General features: G+C 45.2%; 7 protein-coding genes. 4 read left to right on the top strand and 3 right to left on the bottom strand.

Annotated features, from left to right (window positions below; translation table 11 throughout):
* Positions 1-52 precede the first annotated feature (52 nt).
* Together ACYX4N_RS02940 and ACYX4N_RS02935 are read left to right on the top strand one after the other, a co-directional pair.
* Positions 53-3004 (top strand): TonB-dependent receptor, encoded by a 2952-nt coding sequence (locus ACYX4N_RS02940; protein WP_476055565.1) that lies wholly within the window; start codon positions 53-55, stop codon positions 3002-3004.
* A 137-nt stretch (positions 3005-3141) separates the two neighbouring features.
* Positions 3142-5025, top strand: a complete 1884-nt coding sequence (locus ACYX4N_RS02935) for a GGDEF domain-containing protein (RefSeq protein ID WP_476055564.1) — start codon at positions 3142-3144, stop codon at positions 5023-5025.
* Positions 5026-5164: 139 nt separating this feature from the next.
* On the opposite strand, the gene nhaC is transcribed toward ACYX4N_RS02935, so the two are convergent.
* From nhaC to ACYX4N_RS02920, 3 genes are all read right to left on the bottom strand, one after another.
* Positions 5165-6652 carry a Na+/H+ antiporter NhaC gene (nhaC, locus tag ACYX4N_RS02930; protein WP_476055563.1) on the bottom strand — a complete coding sequence of 496 codons (1488 nt, stop codon included), beginning with the start codon at positions 6650-6652 and terminating at the stop codon, positions 5165-5167.
* Between the two features lie 231 nt (positions 6653-6883).
* Complete coding sequence (locus ACYX4N_RS02925) at positions 6884-9436, bottom strand: glycoside hydrolase family 3 protein (protein WP_476055562.1); 2553 nt, start codon at positions 9434-9436, stop codon at positions 6884-6886.
* Between the two features lie 12 nt (positions 9437-9448).
* A complete protein-coding gene (locus ACYX4N_RS02920; RefSeq protein WP_476055561.1) occupies positions 9449-10711 on the bottom strand; it encodes a sugar MFS transporter in 1263 nt (420 codons plus the stop codon).
* 205 nt (positions 10712-10916) lie between these two features.
* Between ACYX4N_RS02920 and ACYX4N_RS02915 the strand changes: the two genes are divergently transcribed.
* Positions 10917-12275, top strand: a complete 1359-nt coding sequence (locus ACYX4N_RS02915) for a GH1 family beta-glucosidase (RefSeq protein WP_476055560.1) — start codon at positions 10917-10919, stop codon at positions 12273-12275.
* A gap of 20 nt (positions 12276-12295) precedes the next feature.
* Positions 12296-13297, top strand: coding sequence for a LacI family DNA-binding transcriptional regulator (locus tag ACYX4N_RS02910; RefSeq protein ID WP_474856591.1), 1002 nt, complete (start codon positions 12296-12298; stop codon positions 13295-13297).
* The last annotated feature ends 1 nt before the right edge of the window (position 13298 follow it).

Below are 13298 nucleotides of genomic sequence, written 5' to 3'. Positions count from 1 at the left end.
CTAAGCGGAGCTTGGGCAACATACGAAATTGATAAGAATTAGTAGGGCAATTATGAAAAACACATCTTTTAAAAAGACCCAACTTGCCACATCAATGGCTTTGTTGATGGGCTCTTCTCTTGTACTACCCGCATATGCTCAAGAAGCGGAAGCAGAAGCTGCAACACCTGCAGAAGGTGAAGTAGAAGTTATTCAAGTTAGTGGTATTCGCGGCAGCATGATCCGTTCAATGGATTTAAAGCGCAGCTCAAGTGGTGTAGTAGACGCCATATCAGCTGAAGAGCTAGGTAAATTTCCTGATACAAACCTAGCGGAAGCACTGCAACGCATTACCGGTGTCACCATCAGCCGAAATAACGGTGAAGGTAGCCAAATTACTGTTCGTGGTTTCGGCCCAGAATTCAATCTGGTAACCCTAAATGGCCGCCAAATGCCGGGTACCGGTTTTACCCGTTCTTTCGACCTTGCCAACCTTTCATCTGAAGGCGTAAGCACGCTAGAGCTTCAAAAAACGGCTCGTGCAGAAAACCCGAGCGGCGGCTTAGGTGCTACGGTAAATATCATTACTATGAAGCCACTTGCCCAATCAGGGCAAAACGCGACTATTTCGGTAAAAGGTATTTACGATACGTCTAACGAAGCTGGTGACGATGTAACGCCAGAAATTGCGGGTGTTTACACAAATACTTTCGCCGATGACATGTTCGGCTTCGGAGTATCTTTTTCGCACCAAGAGCGTGATTTCCAGCAGCAGTCGGCAAATATTCAAGGTTGGGTACTTCAAGAGAATGATGCACTGCCTGAGCTAGATCCAAGCGACGTTGTTGATAACCGTACTAATATTACAAATGCGGCTTTCTTCCCGAAAGACATGAACTACAGCATTAATGACGTACAGCGCGAACGCTCAAATGGGCAGGTTACTTTCCAGTTTCGTCCTGTTGACGAGTTTACCGCGACCATAGACTACACAGCGTCTCGCGCAACCACCGGCACTAACAGTGTAGGTTGGGGTATTTGGAACAATTTTGGTGCTAACATCAATGCTTACGAGCTTGATGAAAATGGTACGGCTGTTTATGCAGACATCAGTGGCGATGACGGCTCGTTTACCGCAAGCCGCAACACTACCCGCGTCGATGCTCGCTCACTGGGTGTAAACTTAGACTGGATGGTGAATGACGATTGGCATTTCCGTTTGGATTACCATGACTCTTACAACAAAACCGACAATGGTTATGACGAAGGATTGGGTAGCGCTGGGCAAATCATTCTTGGTTCAAACCAGTTAGAATCTAAAATTTATGACTACCGTGAAGGTGAAATCCCTCAGGTCTTCGTTAACTGGAATAACGGCACTAATGAAATTTTGCCGGGTGAAATTGACTCTAACTTCAGTCAGTTCATCTATTCACCAGGACGCTCTGACATTGAACAGCTGCAGTTAGACGGTACTTGGTATAACTCAGCGTGGGATATCCCGCTTGTCAAAATCGATTTCGGTGTAGCTCGCACAGAACAGTCTTTGACTGGCTTCACCGCATGGAGCGGACTACGCGGCGGACCTGGCTTTAGCCCATCGTTCACTGAAATTTTCCCAGACAGCATGTTCGTTCGCAACGACACCTCAGGCTTCCTAGACGCTTTTGATGGTGGTGGTGCGAGCATGAACCCAGGCTATTATTACACCTTTGACTTTGATGAAGCCATTGCGCGTCAGCTTCAATTCATCACTGCCGACGTTGTGGGCGAAAGCAACGCGTACTCTATCGACCCGTACTTCAGCGGCGCACCTTCAGTAAGCAACGTAGAAGAGACAACCGACTCAATTTACGTACAGACCGAGTGGGACTTTGACGTTAGCGATTACTACGTTCAAATTAACGCTGGTCTTCGCTACGAAGAAACGGAAGTACCTAGCACTGCTGAAGTTCGCGTACCTATTCAAGTAAACTGGGTTGCAGCTGGTGAGTGGATCACTGTTTTCCAAGACGGTGTTGAAGAGCAAGACTTCACAGGTAAGTACGATGTACTGCTTCCTATGTTCGACGTGAAAGTTGATGTTACTGACGACATTGTTGCCCGCTTCTCTTGGGGTAAATCAATTACTCGCGCACCTATCGGCTTTTTACAAGGCGGACGTTCATTTAGCGGAAGCCCTAAAATCGGTTCAAGAACAGTGTCTGAAGGCAGTACCGATCTTAAGCCTTACGAGTCGACCAACTTAGACTTATCTTTCGAATGGTACTACGACGAAGCGAGCTATGCGTCAGTCGGCCTATTCAGAAAGTCGGTTAAAAACTACATCGATACGCAAGGTGCACTTGAAACTTTTGATGGACTGAATGACATCTATCAAGGACCAAGATGGCAAGAAGCGGTATCAGCACTTGAAGCAGACGGAATCCAAGCTACTGACAGCAATATTTACGATTACTTCTTGTCGGCGGGTTACGCCAACGCTGAAGGCGTAGTAGAGCCTAATTCAGATGACCCACTTATTGAGTGGAACGTGGTGAAGCCTCGTAACCTTAATGAATCAAAAACTGTTGAAGGTATCGAGCTTGCTGTTCAACACACATTTGGTGAAACGGGCTTTGGTTTTGGCGCTAACGCAACGCTGGTTGACGGTGACGTAGAGTACGACCCGTACAATCTAGAACAGCAAAACCCGCTAGTAGGTATCAGTGATTCAGCTAACTTCCAAGTGTTTTACGAGAAGGAAGGTCTGTCTGTAAAAGTCACTTATGCATGGCGTTCAGACTATGTTGTTGGTATTGGTCAAGCGCAAGGTTCATCTGATAACCCAGCCACCCAGTTCGACACCTTTGGTCAGGTTGATGCCAGCATCAACTACGATGTGAATGAGCACTTAACAGTGTTCCTAGAAGGTGTGAACATCAACGACGAAACCGAGCGAGGTTATGGCCGCTTTGAAGAGCAATTCTTATTTGCCCGTCAGTATGGCCCTCGCTACACGCTAGGTGCTAGATACAGCTTCTAAGTCTAGTAAGCACTTACGATAAGGGCCTTTTCAAGGCCCTTTTTTAATTCCAACCCGCTAAAATCATCAAACATTTCTGCCATTTTTTGGTAACCTCACTTCATAAGCTCAGGATGAGTAGTAGAAGAAGAAAGCAAGTGAAGTATAAGAAGTGTATTAGCGCGCTAGTGCTATTTTTGATGGGAATTAGTTCTACTTTTGCGATTAGCGGTGATAAATATTTCCAAGCATATTCCCAAATTATAAGCAGCAAACCCGACGGTGAAAAAGAGTTAATGGCATTAGTCTCTGACTCTGACGCCCTATCTGAATCGTCATCCCTTGCATCTGTTTACATTGCTTTGCTGCAATCTACGGTTAATCATCCTACGGGATTCGAAGAATACAAACTTGCGCCGAAAGACCACGTACAAGATGTAAAGCGTTCACATCCGTCTTTATATTTTAGACACAACATTCTGTTAGCTTATAACTTTGCCATTCAAGAAAAGTGGCGTTTGGCCCATAGCAAAATTGACGAAATAATCGCGTTTGCCAATGGTAATGATACTGAGCTTTACTTTGACGCCATTGCGACTAAATCCATTTTCTTGGCGAGAATGGGACTAATAAGAGCATCTTTGAACTCCAGCGCAAAAATCTTGGGCGAATTGCCCTCATTAACCGAAAAACGTTTCTTTGGAGACGGTGCAATAGAAAACATGGAGCTTGATATAGGACTCAATATGTCTTACCTAGGGGAGAGCAAACGGGCTTTGGAGTTGTGTTCTCGCGCAGAGGCTTTCTTTATTACTAGGCCGTTGGCTAGCCCACACAGATATTACCAAATTGCCCTCGATTGCCAACGAAGAAGCCTTGAGAACTTAAATCAATCCGATAAGGCTTTCGATACGCTTGAAAGGTACATTGAATACGCTACATCCATTGAAGACTGGGATACCTACACCTATGGGCTAGTTTTGAAAGTTGAGTATTTGTATGCTCTGGACAAAGTAAAAGAAGCGCATAAATTAATTGAAAAAACTGAGAGTTTTATATCCTCACTACCGACCTCTTACGATACTAACACCTATCAAATTTCTCGATTTAAAGCGCTAGTAGAACAAGGAGATGTTGAAAGAGCTAACGCTTTGTCTGCCATAATTGCTGATAACTTAAGTGACGATTACAGCTCACCTGATTTACATTGGGCGCAATTCAAATCTATTCAGTCTTCTCTTTTCGAGCAGTTGGGAAACAAAGATGCTGCCATATCAGCATTGCGAGACAGTAAGAACTTTTATCAAACCCTTTACTATCAGACGGACGACAGAAAAGAGCTGTTTAGCGACTATTATGAAAGTGCGTTAGCTGAGCGAAAATTACAGCTTTTAGAACAACAGCACGAATTATCTCAATTGGAACTTGCAAACAGCAACAGAGTGAATTTAATTCTCACTGCTGGTGCGCTGACTTTATTAGGACTTCTAGTCCTCATTAGCTATCTATATGCTGTCCAGCGAAGATTAAAAAGAGAACAAGAAACATTAGCGACTGTAGATACCCTCACAGGGGTTCGTAATAGAAGAAGTTTACTCGGTGTTATACAGTTAGAGCTCAACGAGGCAAAAGGGTATCAAAATGACTTGTCATTGGTGTTAATCGATTTAGATAACTTTAAAGCCATCAACGACAACTACGGCCATGAATGCGGAGACGATTTACTTAAAGCGTTTTGCGAGCATGTATCTAACTCCATTAGAAAAACAGATACTTTTGGACGCTATGGCGGAGAAGAATTCATTTTATGCCTTCCAAAAACCTCCGCTTCCGAAGCTAAAAAAGTTGTAGATTCAATCCTTGATAGCTATCGACAATTGCGTATTTCTAGCGAGATCAGTGAACAAACCTTTTCCGCTGGCATCGCTGAATATCAAAAAGGTATTGAAACGTCGACACTAATAAATCAATGTGACGATGCACTATACGTAGCTAAAAGATTCGGTAGAAATAGAGTTTGTATTTTTAGTCATGATGACTGACAAAAGCCTAAGAATTGAAAGCTAAACAAGACGAACAAACCTCAGTGCCAGGGTTAATTAACCCTAACACTTTCGTAAGCGTCTCGCTTTAACTATGACTACTGGTGCTTTCCACGCTACTGTTTTCTCTAGGCCAACGTTACTCGGTAACGGGTGTGCCGTCTTTGTTAAACTTCGCAATTGCAGCGCCGGACGCCTTCCATTGTTCACGTTCGGCGTCTGTGGCTTTTGGCGAGAACCAGCCAACATAGGCGTAGAATATTCCTATCAGAGGTGCCGTCCAACAGGCAAAAGCAAGAGGGATATAGAGCAAATTTTCTAAGCTAGCGCCTGAAATACCAAGGCCAAGCGCCGATATCACAAACGCGCCTCCGGCATTCCAAGGAATAAGCGGAGACATTAGCGTTCCTCCCTCTTCGATACCACGTGACAGATTAAGGGTGGAGTAGCCCATGCCCCGATAAACAGGAGAATACATCCTTCCAGGTAAAGCCACCGATAGATATGGGTCACCTGCCACTAAGTTAGTAGAAAAGGCGGTGCCAACTGCCGCAACTTGTGTACCGGCAAAGGTTTTTGCTTTGCTTTTGATTGCGTTAATGATGCTTCGTAAGCAGCCCGTTGTTTCTAACGCTCCGCCGAAACCAAGGGCAATGAGCACCAAGGAGATGGTCCACATCATAGACTGAACACCACCGCGATTAAGCAAGCTATCTATTTCAACGATATTGGTATTAATGGAGTAGCCGTTATTTGCATAATCGAATACGGCCTGCAGGCTTTGCCCCTGCATGAACATGGCAAATACACCTCCCACCACGGCACCAGCAAATAATGCAGGAAGTGGCGGAATCTTCTTAAGTGCTAACCCCATAACAATCAGTGCTGGTAAAAGTGCCCAGCCAGAAATGGTGAAATTATCTTCTAGTGCCGTGGTAATACCCGCAATTTTAGCAAACGAAACGCTTTGGGCATCTATGACGAAGAAGCCGACGCCAAGGTAAATTAAAAACGCGATTAGCATGGCAGGAATGGTTGTTGCCATCATATTTTTTATATGTGAAAACACATCTGTACCGGTTACTGCCGGAGCAAGGTTTGTGGTGTCTGACAGCGGCGATACTTTGTCACCAAAGAAGGCCCCAGAAACCACTGCCCCCGCGGTCCAGTACATGGGTATATCGAAGCCCTCGCCAATACCCATTAACGCTAAACCAACAGTGCCTACGCTCCCCCAACTTGTACCTAGAGAAACGGAAACGACTGCGCAGATAACCATACCGGCAGCCAGAAAGATTTGGGGAGAAAGGGTCTTTAACCCATAGTAAATAATGGTAGGTACGGTACCACTAGCTATCCAAATACCTATGATCATTCCAACAACAATAAGAACACTCACCGAAGGTAAGGCCACGTGGATAACTTTAAAAATACCTGCCCGTACATCTTCCCATGTAAGACCAAGATAAGTCCCCACAAAACTGGTCAATGCTATGCCGATGGCAAGTGGGATATGAGGCTCGAACACGCCGAAGTAGAAGATCTGCATACCCAATATCAAAAGGGTTAAAATAACTGGCGTCAAAGCAAGATAAAGATGGGGTGTAGGCGTTTTATCGTTTGTCATATTACTACCCTGTAAATAAACATGTGAAGTGAACGAGGACTTAGCAAAATACCCTGCTTGAATCAGTTATCATCCAGCCACTGATTTGCAGATTTAATAAACATAGCTACGGGGTAACGTGGGGAAAAGATCGGTGACGCAAATGAGTGGGGGTTGAGCTGTTTACAAACAAAAACGTCGCCAAGGCTTTGCCCGGCGACGTTGCTTAAGGTCTAGTGATAGAGCTTTAACTTACTCTTGGCAGCTTATACTCGCTGATTCTGCTGCACTTGGTGTGAATTGAATATCTGCCACACTCAAACTTGCCTTACCTGAACTGCCTAGCTCAAACGGTACGACAAGACCGGTGAAGTCTATGCCTTCGTCAACAAAGCACTGCAGGTCAATGCTCACGTTTGTCCATGTATCAGCAGGCATTGCTTTAAGTTGCTCGCTAATGTCAATCTGCGTTGAACAGCTGCCCGCAGCATCCCCCTCGCCCTCACAGTTCATACCTACGGTAACAGGCCCTTTAATGTCTGAGTGACGGCTAACGTTAAAGCTTAACGCCCCCTGTGTGAGTAACTGTGCGCTTAAGTCTTCACGGAAGAAGCTCTTGCTAGCAAAACGCATAGCCGCAAATTCAGAGCCATCAAAGGTAACTTTTCGTGCATCTTCTTGCACTACCTTGTCCACAGTGCGGTAGGTCAGCGCACCAAGGGTGTGAGTGCTTGCGTTCACAGGTAGCGTTTCATCACCTGAATACAGCCATAGTACCCATGGTGACTGCACGGCACCATTAAGGATTTCCATCGGCTTGTTGCTGTCAGTGCTAACTTTTATTTCAGTATTCAACGTATCGCTTAATACATTGTCATCGCTGAAAGTAAGACCAAAACCATAAGGTAATAGCGGCTCGTAAGCCTCATCGCCTTTATTCACTATCTGCTGAGGCTCTGATGGCCAAGAGAAAGATAGTTTTCCTTTGAAGTCTTGTTCGCCAAACAGCACATCAGCTACCGCAGCACCTTCAGAGCCAGGTAACCAAGCGGCGACAAAAGCGTCAGATGCATTAAGCTCGGCATTTACCCACATTGGGCGGCCGCTGATAAACACAGATACCACAGGAATACCTTGAGACTTCAGCTTTTCAAGTAGCGCTAAGTCTTTCTTACTGCCGTATTGGTAGATAAGCGTTTCTCTATCGCCGTGGCCTTCTGCGTAAGGCTCTTCCCCGAATACCACTATGGCGACATCTGGCTTAGTTTCAAAATCGCCCTCAACAGAAAGCTGAACGTTGCCACCTGCACTTTCGACATGCTCTTTGATGCCGTCGTAAATAGAGCTACCGCCAGGGAAGTCGTCATTGGTATTGTTGGTACCTTGCCACGTAATGCTCCAGCCACCTGACTGCTTACCAATATTGTCGGCTCCATCACCGGCCACTAATATGTTTTTATTTGCAGAAAGAGGCAGTGTTTTATCTTTGTTTTTCAAAAGCACAAGTGACTCACGTACCGCTTGCGCAGCTACTTCACGATGCTCAGCTTTGCCAATTAATGAACGGTTACCTGAAAGTGGTCGATTTGCTGGGCTAGGCTTATCGAAAAGACCCGCTCGTACTTTCACACGAAGAATACGGCGCACAGCATCATCGATACGCGTCATCGCGATAGTGCCATCTTTCACTTGAGCGAGGGTGTTGTCGTACAGTACCTTCCAATCGTTAGGTACCATGAAAATATCCAGACCCGCGTTGATAGCTTGCGCGCAGTCTTCGTTATTACAACCTTTTACCTGGCCATGGCCGTTCCAATCGCCTACTACGAAGCCGTCAAAACCCATTTGGTCTTTAAGTACATCATTTAATAGGTACTTATGACCGTGAAGTTTGTCGCCGTTCCAGCTGTTGAACGATGCCATAACAGACTGCGCACCAGCGGTTAATCCGCCAACATAACCTTGGGCATGAATATCGAATAGCTCTTGCTCGCTAGCTACGTTATCACCTTGGTCGTCTCCGCCTACGGTACCGCCATCACCGACAAAGTGTTTTACCGTGCTGATTACACGCTGATCGCTTAAAAAGTCTTTGTCAGCAGCACCTTGTAGACCTTTAACCACAGATGCGGCATATTCTCTTACAATCGCCGGATCTTCAGAGTAGCTTTCATAGGTTCTACCCCAACGGTCGTCACGTACAACAGCAACCGTTGGCGCAAATACCCAATCAATGCCCGTCGCCATCACTTCTTTCGCTGTGATATGAGCAATTTTCTCTACTAGCTCAGGGTTATTTGCCGCACCTAAACCTATGTTATGAGGAAATAAGGTGGCGCCAATAACATTGTTATGACCGTGAACAGCATCGGTACCCCACATCGTTGGGATTGTCGAACCATCTAGGCTGTCGTCAATGGAAGCTTGATATAGCTTTTCGGCAAGTTCCACCCAATCTTCAGGTGTTGCATGCTTGTCGTTATTCGGAAACGCGCCACCACCATTGAGGTAAGAGCCAAACCCATACTTACGCATGTCTTCAACAGTGATATTGCGAATTTCTGGCTGTATCATCTGCGCAATTTTCTGTTCAAGCGTCATGGTAGATAAAATATCATCTACCTTTTTCTCTACCGCAGGGTCTGACTTTACTTCGATATCTAGCTTAGGCCATATCTCACTGGCTTTATTCGTTTTTTCTACGGCACTGTTAACTGAAGAAGCGTCTTCATCGGATGCACAAGCGCTAACTAAGACACTGACCAATGCACCTGCAACAACCTTCGCGATTAGACTTTTTCGCATTATTAATCCTCGTTACTTTTCAGTGGTTTGAAATTTAGATACGCGACTTCCTACAAGGCCATAATAAGCAATGTAGAGATAGCACGAAGCGGGTAATAGGAATGAAAGCGTGACCCCAATCGAGTCGGCCAGCATACCTTGAAAAAGTGGAACGATAGCTCCGCCCACAATAGCTAGGCATAAAATACCTGAACCTTGCGGTGTGTCCTTACCTAATTGCTGTAGTGCAAGGCTGAAAATGGTAGGGAACATAATTGAATTAAATAAACCTACGCCTAATATACTCCACAGCGCAAGGTCACCCGTACTTGAAAGCGATAGCAAAATAAGACCAATTGCCATACAGGCATTAAAGGCAAGTACATAGCCGCCAGAGATTTTTTGCATGACTACAGCGCCGATGAAACGCCCTACCATGGCTCCACCCCAGTAATATGCCAGCAATTTTGCCGCGCCAGCTTCAGTTAGTCCGCCAACCGCGGGACTGGCTAAGTAATTAACCAACATACTGCCAATAGCCACTTCTGCACCAACATACATAAAGATACCCACCGCACCTAATACAAGGTGTTTGTGATGCCATGCGCCGCCTTTAAATACACCTGCATTTGCGCCTGTGTGGTTAAGCTTAGGTAACTTCAAGTACATGAATACAAGAGCTAGGAGCAGTAGCGATGCCGCTAGAATTAAATAAGGAACCTGTACATCTGACGGGCTTGGCGTGCCCCCACCGTGCTCGCCTGTGGCACCGTAGATAAGATAAGAGCCGAAGAATGGCGCCACTGTGGTACCAAACGCGTTGAATGCCTGGGTCATGGTAAGTCGTGACGATGCCGTTTTAGGGTCACCAAGTGCTGTAACAAAGGGGTTAGCAGACACTTGAAGTATGGTTATACCTGACGCCAACACAAAGAGCGCCAACAAGAAAACACCATAAATTTGACTAGACGCAGCAGGGAAAAATAGCAAGCACCCTACACAGGCTATAGCTAAACCAAGCACTATGCCTTTTTGGTAACCAATGCGCGACACAACCATTCCCGCGGGGAGCGATACGATGAAATAAGCGCTAAAGAAACAAAATTGAATTAACATTGCTTGCGTAAAGCTAAGGTTAAAAGCTCCTTTTAGATAGGGAATAAGAATGTCGTTCAAACATGTAATAAATCCCCACATGAAAAACAACGTGGTAAGTGAGATTAGCGCAAAACGGTAGCCACCGTTTGCCCCTTGCTCTTGGGCGGATGAAATATTCGGCTGAACTGGTGTGTCCACAAGTAACCTCTGTTGCTATTTTTCTGATTAATGATAAATTTACATTTGAAAGCGCTTACATACTTATCCAAACTATTTTGTAAGCGCTTACATTGAGTAGATAATTACATGAAGCGTTATCGAATTCAATGTAAATATGATGTTATTTGCTTAGCGATTAGCAAAGCAAATATGACGAAATTGTTATTGCTAGGACATTTCTACGATGAAAGACATTAACCTTCCATCCAATTCTATGATGCTTTCTAAAGACTTTCTGTTTGGTGTAGCTACATCAAGCTTTCAAATAGAAGGCGACAGAAAAGGAAGGTTGGACTGCATTTGGGACACCTTCTGTAAAAAGAGCGGGACAATTTCAGATGCAACTAACGGTGATGTAGCTTGCGATCACGTAGCGCTTTGGAAGGAAGATGTAGCGCTTATCGATGCCTTGGGTGTCGATGCCTATCGACTATCTATTTCTTGGCCCCGCGTTATGAAACAAGACGGCACCGTTAATGAAGTAGGTATGCAATTTTACGTCAACCTAGTTAACGAAGTCGTAAAACGCGGTATGAAAGTGTTCGTTACGCTTTATCACTGGGATTTACCGCAGCACCTTGAAGACAATGGCGGCTGGCTAAACCGCGACACCGCCTACGCATTTGAAAAATACGCAGAGGCCGTTGCAAAGACATTGGGCGAGAAAGTCTATTCTTACGCCACCTTAAACGAGCCATTTTGCTCTGCTTATTTAGGCTATGAAGCCGGTATTCATGCTCCTGGTAAAACAGGGATGGGCAACGGGCGTAAAGCAGCGCACCACCTGTTGCTTGCACATGGGTTAGCTTTGAAAGTACTTAATAGCCATTGCCCGAACAGTCAAAACGGTATTGTGCTTAACTTTAGTAACTGCCATACCACGACGAATTCTAACGAAGATAAGCACGCAGCTAAACTGGCCGACGACTACCATAACCAGTGGTATTTAAAGCCGATAATAGAAGGTAGATACCCCGATATTATCGACATGCTCGATACTGATAGCAAACCAGAAATACTTGAAGGTGATATGGATATCATTTCTCAACCTATCGACTATTTGGGTATCAATTTCTACACCCGCACCCTGTATCAAAGTGATGGAAATGGTTGGTTTGAAATTGTTCCACCAGCAACAAACGAGCTAACCGCAATGGGCTGGGAAATTACCCCTGACGCATTCACCGAATTGCTCGTTGATCTCAATGAGCGCTACGACTTACCGCCCATTTATATTACAGAAAACGGTGCGGCAATGGATGATGTCCTTAATGACGGTGAAGTTATAGATGATACGCGTACCGCTTATTTTCACACTCACTTAAACGCCGTAAATCAAGCGATGGTAAAGGGTGTGGACATTCGAGGGTATTTTGCATGGAGCCTGATGGACAACTTTGAGTGGGCGCTGGGTTATTCCAAGCGTTTTGGCATTGTATATGTTGACTACGAAACCCAAAAACGCACCTTAAAACAAAGTGCTTTAGCCTATTCAAAACTGGTGAAGAGTCGCATAAATGGGTACATTAGCGGTATTAAATAAGGACAATTACTAGAAACCGTATGGCAACAATTTACCAAGTATCAGAAGCAGCTGGGGTATCGCTGGCGACCGTCTCTCGCGTTATGAATGGAAACGCGAAAGTAAGCGAACGCACGCGTAAAAAAGTGGAAGACGCTATGGCATCGCTGGGCTATCAGCCCAACGCTATTGCGCAATCTCTGGCATCAAACCGTACCAATAGTGTAGGTTTACTTGTTTCCGAACTGCATGGCTCATACTTTGGTGACTTGATGAGCACGGTTGAACACGTGCTAAAGAAAAGTGGTAAGCATGTAATCATAACCGCGGGACACGTCGATGAAGAGCGTGAACACGAAGCTATAGAGTTTTTGAAAAGCCGCCGTTGTGACGCGCTTATCTTGCACGCCGAAGCAGTTTCTGACGACTACTTGAAAAAGCTGGTCGACAGTAAAGTCCCGGTGGTAGTGATTAACCGAAAAGTAGACGAACTTGAGCAAAACTGCTTTGTTGTAGACAACGTAAAAGGTGGCTACTTGGCTACGAAAGCGGCCATTGACGCGGGTCATACGAAGATAGCTTACATTAGCGGACCGCTATTTAAAAAAGATGCGAGCGATCGTCTTACTGGTCACAAAAAAGCTCTTGAAGAAGCAGGACTTACATTTGACAGCAACAGTTTGTTCGAAGGCGACTTCCATGAGTCAACAGGCCAGGAAGGGATGCAGCATCTTCAAACGACCTTTCCAGACTTCACCGCCCTTGTGTGCGCAAACGATGAAATGGCCTCTGGCGCAATGACGGCGGCACGAGAAGCTGGATTTGATATTCCAACTCAGCTTTCCATTGTTGGTTTCGATAACGTGCTATTTTCGCGCTATCTCTATCCAAAGCTAACAACTATTAATAACCCTATTCACGCTATGGGAGAAATGGCCGCTTATTGGGTACTTGAACATGTTTATGACATTAAAAGTCCTATCCCAATTGAGCACTTATTTGTTCCTGAAGTCGTCGATAGGGACACACTAGGCAAATTATAAA

The organism is Alteromonas sp. ABH4_452, assembly GCF_056311825.1.
This window is presented reverse-complemented; position numbering and strand designations above follow the sequence as displayed.

Excerpts from the sequence above, each read along its gene's own strand:
- ACYX4N_RS02925 (WP_476055562.1), bottom strand. The coding sequence starts at position 9,436 with ATGCGAAAAAGTCTAATCGCGAAGGTTGTTGCAGGTGCATTGGTCAGT.
- ACYX4N_RS02940 (WP_476055565.1), top strand. The coding sequence starts at position 53 with ATGAAAAACACATCTTTTAAAAAGACCCAACTTGCCACATCAATGGCT.
- nhaC (WP_476055563.1), bottom strand. The coding sequence starts at position 6,652 with ATGACAAACGATAAAACGCCTACACCCCATCTTTATCTTGCTTTGACG.
- ACYX4N_RS02915 (WP_476055560.1), top strand. The coding sequence starts at position 10,917 with ATGAAAGACATTAACCTTCCATCCAATTCTATGATGCTTTCTAAAGAC.
- ACYX4N_RS02910 (WP_474856591.1), top strand. The coding sequence starts at position 12,296 with ATGGCAACAATTTACCAAGTATCAGAAGCAGCTGGGGTATCGCTGGCG.